The organism is Filimonas zeae (assembly GCF_014641615.1).
Classification (GTDB): Bacteria; Bacteroidota; Bacteroidia; order Chitinophagales; family Chitinophagaceae; genus Filimonas; species Filimonas zeae.
In genome coordinates, this window is the sequence record NZ_BMIB01000003.1 from 1,204,100 (window position 1) to 1,218,083 (window position 13,984).

Sequence of the window (13,984 nt, forward strand, 5' to 3'; positions counted from 1 at the left end):
AATACTAATTTGAAGTGGCCCGTTTCAGGTAACAAAACAGTTTCTACTGCAACAAACCCGCAGACCATGTTACTGCATAAGCCGCTTTCAGGTATTTTACCCTCAGTTCGTTCTGCTTCTGCAATAACTCAATCAGTTTGCTTTCCCGGCTGTTTATTACAAACAAACTGCTCTCCCCCTGCGAAAACTTCAGTTCTTCATTACGCAGTAAGGCAGAATAGTTGCGGTACATACTTCCGGTGGTTTGCAGCTGTTGTTGCAACAGCACATATTCGTTGTAGTAAGAGCGTACTTTGTTGGCAACCTGCCAGCGTTTATTATCAAACTGCAGATGGGTTTCCTGTATTTTCAGTTTTGCTTTCCGGTACTCGCCACGGCCTTCGCGAAAAAGCAGCGGTATTTTTACATCAATACCCCATTTATAGTTGTTCTCCAGCATGGTGCCGCTAACATCTTTCAGCACATAATAATTCTTGTTCAGCAGGTTGGCTTTAACAGTAACGTAAGGCAACAAGCTCTGAAACTTCAGGCGGCGTTCTACTTCCAGGCTTTGCAACTTAAAGTCGTAAATACGCAGGTCGGGGTTTTTAGCCATAGCCTGGCTTACCAGATCTTCCATGCCAGGCATAGGCCTTTCTACGGTAAACTGCACCGTATCTGGCCGGTAGTCTTCGGGCAGCAATACAGCTGTGTCGTTCTTCAGCCACAGGTAGTTGCTCAAATCCAGCGAAGCATTGGTCAGTTTAAGCAGGGCATCTGCCTGTTGCATCTGGTAGCCCTGTATCTGGGTATAGGCTTCCAGTGTGTCCATCATAGCCTTATCGCCGTTGGCGTAAGCATTGCGAAGCAAGCGCAGACGATTACCAGCCACCTCAATATACTTTGTATATATACTGTATTGCTGGTAGGCGCCGGCCCATTGCCAGTAACTTACATAAGCATCAAAAAGCAGATCGTTAATCATGCTCAGCCGCTCCTGCTCGCTCTGGCTGCGGTATATTTTTGCCTGCCGTAAAACAGCCCGTCGCTTATCCATCAGTAAACCCTTACCCAGGGGCACTTCCACCCCCAGATAGCTGGTTTTGCCTTTGGATGCTTCATCAGTGATATAAGTACCACCGTTGTTCTCCAGGCCTGTTTTTACGTCAATACCAATGGGTGTAGGTATCTTTAGTTCAGGGTTTGTATAATAGTAATAGTTGGTGCCGTTAAAGGTTTTGTGGCTGGCAGCCAGGCCCGCCGTGGGGTCGAATCCGCCACGGGCGCTCGTAAGCTCCGCCTCCGCTTTCTCCACCTGTAAGCCGGCCTGTCGTGCTACCGGGTGGTATTGTTTAACCCATTCAATAAACGCCTCCGGCGTAAACAGCTGCTGCGCGGTTACGCGAAGCGTGCTTACTGCCAGCAGCAGTAGTATCAATAATATCCTGTATTGTTTCATTTATTTCTCCTTTTTGCCACTGCCGCCCTTGTCGGTAGCGGGTACGGGTTTGTAATACTCAGGCGGGAATCCGTTTATGTTCCGCCATAACTCATAATACACCGGCACATCTTTCAGCAGTGCAATACCACTGGCGCCGCCGCCCATACGCAGTAACTCCGGCCAATGGCGGTCTGTAGTATCTTCCTGTACCAGCACACGAAACTTGCCGTTATAACTTACAGAAGTTTCTACGGCAGCCACTTTGCCCCCAAAAGTTCCGTAACTGCTGGAAGGCCACCCGCTGAACACTATCGCGGGAAAACCGTCAAATACAAAGCGCACTTTCTGGCCTATAGACATCAGTGGCAAATCCATAGGCTCTACATACATTTCCACCGCGTATTGTACATTATTGGGTACTACTTCCACAATCATATCGCCTTCCTTCACCATCTCGCCAATACCCTCTTTGCGGGCTTTGGTAACCTGGCCGTTCTGCGGAGCAAGAATATAGTACAATTTGTTACGGATGTCGTAACTGGCATATACGTTCTGTAACTTGGCCACATCGGCTTCGGTAGTAGCTACACTACTGAGAGAGGAGAATCTATCACCTTCCGCTTTGGATATTTTATCTGTGTAATCCTGTACCACGCTGTTTTTTTCAATACGCAGGGCAATCAGTTCCTGGCGGCTCTGCATCAGTTTGTTTTCGCTGCTGATGCGTTTGGCCAGCGCATTCTGATAACCCACTTTACGCTTTTCAAAATCAACCAGCGAAATAGAACCGCTATCCAGCATCAGCTGTGCTGCACCAATCTGACGTTTGTATACCGTCAGCTCGTTCTCTACAGCAATCAGGTCGGTACTATCACTCACTACCTTCAGCTGCTGTTGCTGCAATTTGTTATCGAGAGATTGCAGTTTCAGTTCCCGTGCTTCATTCAGGGCCCTTGCCTGCGTTTCTGCCGTACCGGCTTTACCCTTGTAGCCGGCAATACTTTGCTGTTTGGCTACAATCTGCTGCTGGGTACGTGCTAACAGTTCCGGATCAAAATAGTCTACCTTCACCTCCCCCAGTTGCAGCAGGGTATCACCCGCCTTTACAAAATCACCTTCTTTTACATACCACTTTTCTATGCGGCCGGCAATAAGGGTATTCACCTCCTGCGGACGGTGCTCCTGGCGCAGTGTGGTTACCGTGCCTTTGGCGCGGATATTCTGTGTCCAGGGTAAAAACAATACTACTATAAGTACTATCAGTACCCCCAGCAGCCACTGTTTTACATTGTTTTTGTGTTGTATGCGGTATATTCTTTTAAATGCCGTCCATCGGGTATCCGGCAATGCTTCTTCTATGTTGGTATCAATAAACTTCTCCATAAAATCTAGGCAGAATTCTTTTGAATGGTTCCTTTATTCAGATCAATAACAATATCGCAGCGGGAGCTTAGCCGCTCATCTTCCGATGCGATAAATACGGTAGCGTTGGATTCCGATTTCACCAGATCAATCATACACTCGCGGCAGGACGTATCCAGGTGTTCAAAAGGTTCTTCCAGCAGCAGCAGCCGGTGTTTGCCCAGCAGTGCCCGTACCAGCAGAATGTTCTGCTTTACATGATTAGAAAGGCGGTTACCCGTAGGGTCCAGCACCATATCGTAGCCATCTTTATGCGAGCGTACAAAATGCTCCAGCCCTGTTTTATTAGCCAGAGTGGTAATTTCATCCATAGGAATCTTGTTACCCAGGGTAATATTCTCCAGTAAAGTGCCATGGAAAATATCCTGACTGCTCAGCAGAATACCGGTTTGAGCGCGCAGGCTGTCCAACTGGTAATTACCCACCGGCACATCCTCAATCAGCACACTGCCACTAAAGCTTTTATAGTTACCGGTAAGCAGGCGCAGTAAGGTACTCTTACCCGAGCCACTGCTACCCGCCACATGCACTACGCTGCCAGCAGGTACCGATAAGGAGATATCCTGTAAAGCCTTGCTGCCGTTGGGGTAAGAAAAACCGGCATTTACAAAAGATACTGCTACCCCTTCTTTACTATCGGCCAGTATAATAGAACCGCTCTCTTCCATTTCTGCATTGGTTACTTTACCCAGTTTTTCAACGGAAACCAGGGCATCATATACCTTATCCAGACTCAGAATAATCTTTTCTACAGAACCAATAATGGTAATAATTACGATGTCGGCAGCGATAAACTGACCAATATTAATCTGCTGATTTACCAGTAGCATGGCACCTACTATCAGCATTGCGGCGGTAATAATTACCTTAAAACTGATAAGGCTCCAGAACTGCGTAAGCAATACGCGGAAGTACTGCGTGCGCGAATCCAGATAGCCGCTTACCAGCTTATCTGTTTTTTCAATGTGCATGGTAGTGCTTTTTGCAAACTTAAACGTGCGTATTACACGCGCCGTTTCTTCCAGCCAGGCCGCTACATGGTACTTGTAATCGCTGGCTTTTAAAGCAGAGCTTAAGCCACGTGGTGAAGTGGTGCGGAGAATGATAATTACGATAATCAGCAGCAATGCACCAAAAGCAATAAATACAGGATGGTAAAATGCCAGCAGCATTAAACCGAACATTACCTGAATTACAGCAGCCGGTAAATCCAGCAACAGTTTTTCCAGCCCTTTCTGTAACGAAACCGTATCAAAAAAACGGTTTACCAGTTCCGGCAGGTAATAATTGTCCATTTTTTCAATGTTCAGCTTGGGTAAACGGTCGCTGAACTCAAACGAGTACCGCAGAAATATCTTCTGCTGCATTTTCTCTATCACCTGTAACTGGCGTACCTGCAGCAGTCCGTTAATGAACACACCAAGTACTACCATAATAATAAGCACCGCTATGGAAGTGGAAAACGAACCTGCCATTACAAAACTAATAATGGTTTGAACTCCCAGGGGTACGGAAAGCTGCAGCAAACCAGCCAGTATGGCCAGCATGTACACAGCAGAAACATCCTTTTTGTCTAACCGGAGAAGGTTGTAAAACCGGCTGAAGGATTTACTGATCGAAATTTTGTCTGTTGCCATATCTTTTTATATAGTTCCTCTATGGTCGGCAAAATAATCTCAGCAGTTTAAGAAGTGCTGTGAATGGCATTAGAATGAGATTAGAATTCATTCTAACCCATTGTTTTATACGGATTATTTTGTAATACTTTAACAATATACAACAAAAAAGCGCATCCGGAGATGCGCTAACATATAGATTGTGTTGATATTATGGAATATATTTATTTGTTTTTCCCCAACGTAACCTTCGCTCTTACAGGAAAATGATCTGAGGGGAACCTGCCGTAATAAGTATCCGTTAATACAGCGTATTGCTGTACGGTAAAAGACTGTGTGGCAAAAACATGATCAATCAGTTCTTTGCTGATGATCTTGTTTTTAAAACCGTTAAAGCTGCCGTTGTTTACATAACGATTGTTAGTTTGATGATACACATCTTTCAGATAACCTGAGTTTTCCAGTATGGTGTAACAGTCGGTACTATGGCCACCATTTAAATCGCCCGTAAACAACGCAGGGGTTTTACCGGCAATAGTCTTCATTTTCTGCAGAATCAAACGGCTGCTTTCTTCTCTCGCAATTTTGCCCTGATGATCGTAATGAGCATTAAAGAAATAAAATATTTTCCCACTTTTCTTATCCTTCAGCTGCACCCAGCTGCAAAGACGGTTACAGCAGGTGGCATCCCATCCCAGCGAAGGCGTATCAGGAGTTTGCGACAGCCAGAAATCGCCTTTATTCAGTAATTGAAACTTATCTGTTTTATAAAAGATAGCAGAATGCTCACCAGCTATTTTACCATCATTACGCCCAACACCATACCGCGAATACTGCGGTAATAAACGGCTCAGATCTTCCAGCTGGCCTTCCAGTGCTTCCTGCGTACCTAAAATATCATATTCGTGAAAACGGATCAGGTTAGCCACTATCGGGGCGCGATCCGTCCAAAGGTTACCACTATCTTCCGTATTGGCAAAGCGCAGGTTATAAGTACCTACCGTGTATTGCTGGGCTCCCGCCAGGGTAACCAACATAGTGGCCACAGCCATTAAAAACAAACTTCTTCTGTTCATGTACATATCTGTTCTGTGCACGCAAGTTACCGGTAAAATGTTAAGCCATTATTAACAGCATACACAAAAACGGGCGATCTGTAATGACAAACGTCAAAAAGATACGCCCGCATGATAGTAGTTTCAGCGACTACTAAAAAATCTTCCAGGCAACAGGTGCGGCAACCCGGCAAATATCTTCAGCCAATGTTATCTCTGTGTTACCGCCAGATTATTTGCCGGTATATTCATCACCATATACAATACCCCTGCCGCTGGTTCCAATATACACCCTTCCAAACACATTTGCATCTGCTGCTATAGCTCTTATACCCAGATACTGGTTATTATCACTGTTAATACGCAACCAGCTTTGCCCGCCATCGGTGGAGCGAAAAAAGCCATACTGGCCAAACGCCTTTCCTACCACGTAAACAGCAGGGTAGTCTGCCCCCGGAGCCTGCTTACCTAACGCTATTTTATAAGCTTCCTGCATAGTTTCGTTTTTACTGAACCGGAAGCCACCATCAGTAGAATGATGTAAACCTTCGGGCCCTGCCGTGCACCAGATATCCCCTTCCCTGCCTGGTGTGGCTTTCAGTTGAGCCTGCCCCAACTGATACGAAGGCAGTTGCGGCACCACAGCCTTGCTGCGTACAAAGGTAGCTGCTGTATCCATGCTGTAATAGAATACGCCTTGCAAAGCATCATAAGCGTATACCCTGCCGGCATTTACACGGTCGCAAACAGGCTTTAGCTTAGCAGGTACATTCCGGCAAACCTGCCAGCTGTTTCCTCCGTTAACAGAGCGGTGCATCTCTGCTGCTGCCGGACTCCATACCAGCACACCCGCATCAGCAGTTACGGCAAGGGTGCCTGCACCGGTGGTTCCGGACGGATAAGCGGTGAAGCTTTGCCAGCTGACACCGCCATCTTTAGAAACAGCGCCATAATTTCCTTTACTATTGTGAAAAGCCCTTACCACATAGGCTGGTTGCTGCTGCGCAAAGTCTATACTAAAACTACCTCCCTGCTTAGGTGCAAAAGTACCTGCCGGGGGAGAAACATCAGGACTTGGGTGCCGGAAGCCATCCAGATCCCACACGGTACTTAACAGGGGTACGCCCTGCGGGGGACAAGCCAGATCAGATACTACCAGTTCTTCCAATCCTTCATTATCAAAATCCCATTGCAGCGGCCCGTTTGTAACGGCAAACACGCTGCTGTTATGAAATACACCATAACCGGTAACAAACCATGCTTCTTCACTATTAAAAGGATTCATAGCCACCGCACCAATCCAGTGTGGGGTTAAGGAAGCCGCATAAGGAAATGAAGCACAGTTGTAACCCGCTTTTTCCAGCAATCCTTTCCAGGTGTTACCACCATCTGTGCTCAGGTATACCTCATCATGCGGTGCCCAACGGTCTAATGTACTTACCAGCAAAGTATCGCCTGTAACACTGGCTGCAACACCTGCATAGCCGCCCATCCCCTCCGGTACGGGCAGCTGCCTCCATATACCCGTATGTGTATTAAACTGAAACACCGCTCCTTTTTTAATATCGTTGGGGCCGGGCTGATCTGAAAAGGTGATAACCAGATTACCGTTGCCACACAGCACTGCCCGCTGGGGCATAAGGCCGGTTGGCTGTCCCGGCACTAATTGCCAGCTTTTTCCTGCATTATTGCTGCGGTACAAACCTGCCCCCGTTTGCAAACATCCGGCATACAATACCGGAGTAGCCTTGCCTGCCGTACCGCTTTGCTCATCTGGCAATACAAAGCCTACTCCGCCTTTACCCGTTGGTACCGGAAACCCCTTCAGCTTATCCCAGCTAACGCCATAATCGGTACTCTTCCATAAGCCATCTTTGCTGGTGCCCAGATAAAGGATGCGGTTGTTATGCGGATCAACCTGTAACCGCTCTCCTGTTTGCCTGCCATCTTCATTACCGCCCAGTTGAAAAGGTAAATCGTATTGCTGCCAGGTTTGCCCACGGTTGGTACTGGCAAACAATGCCGCCTTGCCTGCCCAGGGTTGCGTATACAGGCCGGTAGCTATATATACCAGGTTGGCATCAGAAGGATCTGTTGCCAGGCTTAATATACCCGAATACGTTTCGTTACTAAAACCATCTGTAAGTGCCACCCAGCTGCGGTAAGTGGTATCCCACCGGTAAGCGCCACCTACATCGGTACGGGCATATAACAAACCTTTTTCCCTGGTATGATAAATAAGGCCGGTGACAAAACCACCGGCCCCTGTTTTTACGTTCCTCCAAACATAAGACTGTGCTGTAGCAGGCATGTTTCCTGCCATCAGCAACAATAGTATGTTATAAAAAAATATGCTTATACGCACACGCATCAGCTATTGTTATAGTTTAATTCATGTTAACAATACGTACATTATCAAATGCAGCACGGAAGGTGGTAATATCTTCCTCCCCATCGTTATACAGCATCAGCTGTAAAGAACCATTGGCACCGGCACCTGCAAGATCGCTGATAGATATAGGCGGCTCACCGGAAGCGTTGTAACTACCCGTTCCCTTACGGAAGGCACTCAGCGGTATTACCACCGTTTGCCAGCCATTGGTACTAAAGGTACCGTTGGGTGCCGTTTCGGATGGTGCATAACGCGCCATGTAATTAAAGTTGCCATTAGGCACAATCATAATAGCACCCTGTGTCCATGGCGTAGAAGGCGGCACAGAAATTTCAAATCTGAGGGCATAATTTGCCGCCGGGGCAGCCGCATTGGCAGCAGCCACCCAGGGGCTTCCGGCAACCATTACTGCGCGGTTATCGCCCCACCACGCGTTATTGCCCGGTGTTATGGCACTGGAAGGGTTTACTACAATAAAATCACCGGTATGGCCGGGAAACTGATTGTACCACGTAGCGCTGCCATCTGTACTGATGCCCCCCCACTGCTGCCAGCCTCTGTAACTGCTGCCCACATCAAAATTGGCCATAAAGCCAACGCCCGGCTGGGCTGCATTGTTAAACGTCCATGAGGTGGTATCTGCTCCATACTCACCACGCACAATCAGCGGCACTGCACCACTTAACACGGGTACCACAGCAGTAATAGCAGTAACCGTGTAGGTATAAGAAGTAGCAGCCGTAGCACCAAAGCTTACTGCGCTGAGCTTATAAAAATTGGTACCGGTAATTACAATGGTTTTGCCTGCGGCAGCATTGTCGTTACTGGTAGCAATAACCGCTGGCGGTGGTGCCAGAATCTGAAACTTGTACTCTGCAACTCCATTCGGGGTTACCACCTTCAGTATATTGGGCACTATGGTGCCATCTGCTCCGGTGGGCGTACTGGCCGGAACCGGAATTATCAGAGAGGTTGAAGTGTTCAACGCCGGGTTAATAGGCGCAGCCACATCATTAAAAAACACCTGTTGTACATCTGTAAACCCACCACCCGTTATACGCAGCAGCGTACCGGGCAATACGGCTGTAATGCCGCTATCCCGTTTCAGAGAATCTACCAGCGCAACTTTGCTTATAAAAGGGGCGCCTTCTTCCTTTTTACAGGCATACTGACCGGCAGCCAGCAATAATACCATCAGTATAGAATAATATATGCGTTTCATGATTCATCATTTATCCGGTTAATAAAACAGATTATGGCAGCACACTGAAATCAAAAGCTACCGGTGCTTGTGATAGCGTTGGTGTAGAGCCCAGCTCTTCTTCCGGCAGGGGCAGGTATACCGTTTGATCGGTAAAGCCGAAATACTGCGCCGTGCTGGCAAACGTCCACCTGCGTGGCTGGGTAGAGCCAGCATTATACGTAACGGTATAATTGGCTTTATCCTGCCCCAGTACATAGTTACTGGCAGCCGTTTTGTTAAAATACCACCAACGTAGTATATCATACCAGGCATTGCCTTCAAAAGCCAGCTCTACCCGTTTCTCCTGAAAAATATCACCGAAGGTAATAGCTGCTTTTTCCGGCATACCTGCGCGTGTGCGTACGGCATTGTAATACTTCAGCGCCTCGGCATCGGAAGTAGTGGCATTATTCCCCAGAATAGCATCTGCATAAATAAGATATACCTCCGCCAGCCGCAGCATATAGGTGTTAATATATGCCGTCATAAAGTCGCCTCTCTTATTGTTATCCTCCGGCGATCCGATTATATATTTTTTTACATTGGCAATAGTATTATTGGTAACACGTGTGCCACCGTTCTTCTTGTTCAGGTCGGGATAATAATCTCCCTCAAACATCAGCGTTTCTTTGCGCCGCAGCGAGTCGTTGGGGTTGGCTACATAATATTTTACCAGGTCGGCAGAACCGCCCTGTGCAGCCCCCCAGCCATCACCTGTTTGGGTAATATCGGTACTGAAGGCCATATATGCCTGGAAGGAGTTGTTTACCCCCCACGGCACTCTTATGTCCATCCATAGCAGTGCAAAAAGGGTTTCGTCGTTTACGCTGGAGGCATTGTTGGTAGCGCTTCTGAACAGATCAGCATAATTGTCCAGCAACCGCAGGCCGCTGTTATTACATACATCCGCAGCATAGTATTTAGCACTATCCAGATCTTTTTGTAAACGGGTGCCGGTTTGTCCGTAACCACTTCTGGTAAGGTACATCTTGGCCAGCTCTCCTTCTGCTGTGTATTTGCTGATGCGGCCTTTCTGGCTGTAAGCCGGTGTAGCCGGCAGGTTATCTGCCGCATAACGCAGATCGCGTATAATAAACTTCCACACATCTTCAATAGTATTGCGGTGCGTTACCTTACCCAGCTGGGTAAGCGGGTTGTACATAATAGGTACTGCGCCCCAGTTGCTTACCAGATAGTAGTAGGCCATGGCACGCATAAACCGGCACTCTGCATAAGCCTGCTTTTTTACAGCATCACTTACAGTGCTTCCCTGTGCGTTTTCTATATTGTACATGGTAAGGTTACTCTGTGCAACAATTTTGTAAAACGATTTATACCCTGCCAGTAATGTATTCTGATCAGTAGAGGGTACGCTAAACTGAATATACGCAGTACGGTCGTTAGAATTAAGGTTGCCGCCACGGGCTTCCCCAAAGGACAGAAAAGCTTTGTCGTTATAATCAAACCATACGATATTGTACAGTGCCGCCGTACCTGCAATTACCTCCTCATCCGTTTTATAAAAGTTGTCGGAGGTAACCTGGTCTATAGGCGGATTATTCAGAAAGTCTTTGTTACAGCCGGCTACCAGCAAAGCAGCCAACGTTAGTATACAGGTAATAGATGATTTCATTGTCATGCGCTTTAAACAGTTAAAACTCAGCAATCAGGTTAAAAGAATACATACGGGTGTTGGGGTAACGGCCGTTATCCAGCCCCGACATGGTAGTACCACCATAGTTTACCATACCCACCTCAGGGTCGTAGCCTTTATAGCCGGTAATGGTAAACAGGTTTTGTACGTTCACAGCCACGCGCAGACTTTTCAGCGTAAGCGGACTAATCAGTTTAGCGGGCAGGTTGTAGCCCAGTGCAATGTTTTTTACACGCAGGTAGCTGCCACTTTCCACAAACCACTGACTCATACGGTTGTTACCGTTGGGGTCGCCGGGTGCCATACGCGGTATGTTATGGCCGGGGTTACGCAGGGTAACGGTGCTGCTGTCGTTAACATTTATGCTGGTTGGCCGCGCATAGTTGGTAATGGAAGAAAAATAGTTGGCGAAAGTGCCGGAGTTAAACGGTATCTCATTCATATAACGCTCGTAGTTCAACAGATCGTTCCCTACCGATCCGGTAATGAATATATTCAGATCGAAGTTTTTGTAGTTAAACGCGTTGTTAAAACCAAATGTCCATTTAGGCCATGGGTTACCAATTACCACACGGTCTGCCGCATCAATTACGTTATCGTTGTTCTGGTTTTTAAACTTAATATCTCCTACCCAGCTACCCTGTGTAGGGGAAACTGCTTTAGACGCAGCCTGCGATGGATGTCTGCGTATATCTGCCAGATTCTGAAACAATCCTTCCGCTATATAACCTGTCATCATACTGGCAGGCTCACCTACGCGTGATGTAAACTGCGCCTGGGTAGTGTTGTAGCTGATGTTGATGGGAGCCGAAAGGGCTGTGATCTTATTTCTGTCCATAGAAAAATTCACCGTACTTTTCCATACAAACTGCTTATTGCTTACGTTGACGGTGTTAACGGAAATGCCGATGCCCTTATTACGCATAGACCCACCGTTGGTGGTAGGCCAGCTGAGGTACCCGGGCGAGTAGGCAATATCACCACCGTAAAAATAAGAGTATGGGCTTATTGTAAGCAGTCTGGATATGTTCTTGATATAGGCATCAGCGGTTATCTGAACACGGTTGTTCCATAAACTTACATCCAGCCCTACGTTAAAGGTTTTGGCCTCTTCCCACTGCATAGCAGGGTTAGAAAAGTTCTGCGATAGAAAGCCGGATCCAAAGGCGGTAGGAATGGTTTGCAGCACTGCAAAGTACCCCTGCGCATTGGAGTTGCCGGTAACACCGTATTCTACCCGCAGTTTGGCATCGTTCACAGCTTTTACAGACTGGTTGAAAAAGTCTTCTTTACTTAAACGCCAGGCAGCTGACACAGAAGGGAAGCCACCCCAGCGGTTTTCAGAACCAAATACTGAAGAGCCATCCCTGCGGTAAGTACCCTGCAGTATATAACGGTCTTTCAGCGTATAGTTCAACCTGCCAAAATAGCTTTCCCTGCTGCCTCTGCTTTTGGCACTGTTATTTACTGCAGACTCTGCATCACCACCGCTCAGCTCCTGTACAGTATTGGTAACAAAATCTTTACGGTAGCCATGCAGGTTTTCACTGCCATAACGCTGTGCCTCATGTGCTACCATGGCTTGTATAAAGTGTCCGTTAAACCATTTGCTGTACTGCACACGGGCGTTCAACCCCCACCAGTAGTTATTGGAAGCCGTGCGGCTGGAGTTGCTGGTTGCGTTTACAAAGCCACCAAACTTATAAGAGGGGTGAAAAATATAATTATTGCGGTACTGATAATTACCATTGAAATCGGCATGCACCTCTAAATCTTTCGTAACATTTACATTGGCATATATACCACCGATAGCCGCGAGTGCTTTGTTATAGTCATTGTTTATACTGGCCAGCGCTATAGGGTTAGAAAAAGCAAACTGCGTAACAGCCGGGCCGCCCCAGCTACCATCTGCATTTTTTACTGCCACGGCGGGCGACTGGCGGATAGCCAGATCAATAACACCGGCATTGGTGGTGTTAACCCTTTCATTGGTAAGGCTTACACTGAGATTAGTACCAACCTTCAACCATTTGCGCGCGTTATTATCCAGGTTTATGCGGAAGGCACCTCTTTTAAAACCAGAGCCAGGTGCAATACCTTCCTGGTTAAAGTATTCGCCAGACAGGTAAAAAGTACTTTTATCATTACCGCCACTCAGCGAAAGACTTTGTTTGTTGAGCAAGGTTCTGCGGAAAAGTTCATGCTGCCAATCGGTACCAGGCCCAAGCACAGCAGGATCTTTAAACTCCGGATCAGCAGCGGGGCCGCCTACCGCCTGTACATCATTACGATAACGCGCATAAGCAGGCAAATCCATCACTTCAATACGGTTAGGTCTGTCCTGCAACGTTAGTAAAGAGTTCAGATTAATTTTCGTTTCGCCTGCCTTACCTCTTTTGGTAGTAACCAGTACTACACCGTTGGCACCTACTGAACCATAAATACTGGTAGCAGAAGGCCCCTGCAGAATGTTGATGGTTTCTATATCATCGGGGTTGAGGGAGCTGAGCAGGTTGGCAAAACCCTGCGGACGGTTGTTAGGATCATCGGCCATATTATCCGGCTTGTACTGTACGCCATCTATTACATAGAGTGGCTGGGTAGAACCGGTTAATGAGCCCAGCCCGCGTATAACCACTGACGTGGCAGCACCAGGCTGACCGCTGTTATTGGTTACATATACGTTGGGCGACCGGCCCTGTAAAGCCTGGTCAAACGTAGTGTTTACCGTTCTTGAAATGTCTTTGGCGGTAACCGTAGTCTGCGCACTGCTAAGGTCAGTTTTCTTCTGCGTGCCATAACCTACCACCACCACATCGGTAAGTGTGGCGGGGTCTTCCGTAAGCTGTACGGTAGTGCTGCTCATACCAGGCGTTACCTTCACTTCTATGCTCAGATAGCCCATACTGGAAAACACCAGTACATTGCCATCGGTTGCGCGAATAGAAAAGGCGCCTTTGCCATCGCTGATAGTAGCATTACCAGCACCAACGGCCCCTTTAACAAATACAGTTACATTAGAAAGCGGTACGCCTTTAGAAGTAACTGTGCCGGTAATAGTGCGGCTGGTATTGCCGGCTTGTGCCAACAACAGGTTAACAGAATTAATAAGCAGTAGCAGCAGCCACGCTGCCTTTCGTATTGGCTTTTCTTTTTTCATATGCAAACGAGTGTATTTTCTG

The 13,984-nt window shown here is 47.3% G+C and carries 8 protein-coding genes; all 8 read right to left on the bottom strand.

Annotated features, from left to right (window positions below; all coding sequences use genetic code 11):
- Window positions 1-43 precede the first annotated feature (43 nt).
- The gene (locus IEY13_RS17945) at window positions 44-1,438 is read right to left on the bottom strand and encodes a TolC family protein (RefSeq protein WP_188954643.1); all 1,395 of its coding nucleotides are present in this window, start codon (window positions 1,436-1,438) and stop codon (window positions 44-46) included.
- Entirely contained in the window at window positions 1,439-2,803 is a 1,365-nt protein-coding gene (locus tag IEY13_RS17950; RefSeq protein ID WP_188954645.1) for an HlyD family secretion protein, read from the bottom strand.
- A 5-nt stretch (window positions 2,804-2,808) separates the two neighbouring features.
- On the bottom strand, window positions 2,809-4,479 hold the full coding sequence (locus IEY13_RS17955; protein WP_188954647.1) for a peptidase domain-containing ABC transporter: 1,671 nt from the start codon (window positions 4,477-4,479) through the stop codon (window positions 2,809-2,811).
- A 203-nt stretch (window positions 4,480-4,682) separates the two neighbouring features.
- Window positions 4,683-5,534, bottom strand: coding sequence for an endonuclease/exonuclease/phosphatase family protein (locus tag IEY13_RS17960; protein WP_188954648.1), 852 nt, complete (start codon window positions 5,532-5,534; stop codon window positions 4,683-4,685).
- Between the two features lie 211 nt (window positions 5,535-5,745).
- Complete coding sequence (locus IEY13_RS17965; RefSeq protein ID WP_188954650.1) at window positions 5,746-7,884, bottom strand: beta propeller repeat protein; 2,139 nt, start codon at window positions 7,882-7,884, stop codon at window positions 5,746-5,748.
- A 16-nt stretch (window positions 7,885-7,900) separates the two neighbouring features.
- A complete protein-coding gene (locus IEY13_RS17970; RefSeq protein WP_188954652.1) occupies window positions 7,901-9,127 on the bottom strand; it encodes a glycan-binding surface protein in 1,227 nt (408 codons plus the stop codon).
- A 31-nt stretch (window positions 9,128-9,158) separates the two neighbouring features.
- Window positions 9,159-10,787, bottom strand: a complete 1,629-nt coding sequence (locus IEY13_RS17975) for a RagB/SusD family nutrient uptake outer membrane protein (RefSeq protein ID WP_229687905.1) — start codon at window positions 10,785-10,787, stop codon at window positions 9,159-9,161.
- Between the two features lie 13 nt (window positions 10,788-10,800).
- Window positions 10,801-13,962: a SusC/RagA family TonB-linked outer membrane protein gene (locus tag IEY13_RS17980; protein ID WP_188954654.1), complete on the bottom strand. Its 3,162-nt coding sequence runs from the start codon at window positions 13,960-13,962 to the stop codon at window positions 10,801-10,803.
- Window positions 13,963-13,984: the final 22 nt, after the last annotated feature.

Excerpts from the sequence above, each read along its gene's own strand:
- IEY13_RS17965 (WP_188954650.1), bottom strand. The coding sequence starts at position 7,884 with ATGCGTGTGCGTATAAGCATATTTTTTTATAACATACTATTGTTGCTG.
- IEY13_RS17945 (WP_188954643.1), bottom strand. The coding sequence starts at position 1,438 with ATGAAACAATACAGGATATTATTGATACTACTGCTGCTGGCAGTAAGC.
- IEY13_RS17955 (WP_188954647.1), bottom strand. The coding sequence starts at position 4,479 with ATGGCAACAGACAAAATTTCGATCAGTAAATCCTTCAGCCGGTTTTAC.
- IEY13_RS17950 (WP_188954645.1), bottom strand. The coding sequence starts at position 2,803 with ATGGAGAAGTTTATTGATACCAACATAGAAGAAGCATTGCCGGATACC.
- IEY13_RS17975 (WP_229687905.1), bottom strand. The coding sequence starts at position 10,787 with ATGACAATGAAATCATCTATTACCTGTATACTAACGTTGGCTGCTTTG.
- IEY13_RS17980 (WP_188954654.1), bottom strand. The coding sequence starts at position 13,962 with ATGAAAAAAGAAAAGCCAATACGAAAGGCAGCGTGGCTGCTGCTACTG.
- IEY13_RS17970 (WP_188954652.1), bottom strand. The coding sequence starts at position 9,127 with ATGAAACGCATATATTATTCTATACTGATGGTATTATTGCTGGCTGCC.
- IEY13_RS17960 (WP_188954648.1), bottom strand. The coding sequence starts at position 5,534 with ATGAACAGAAGAAGTTTGTTTTTAATGGCTGTGGCCACTATGTTGGTT.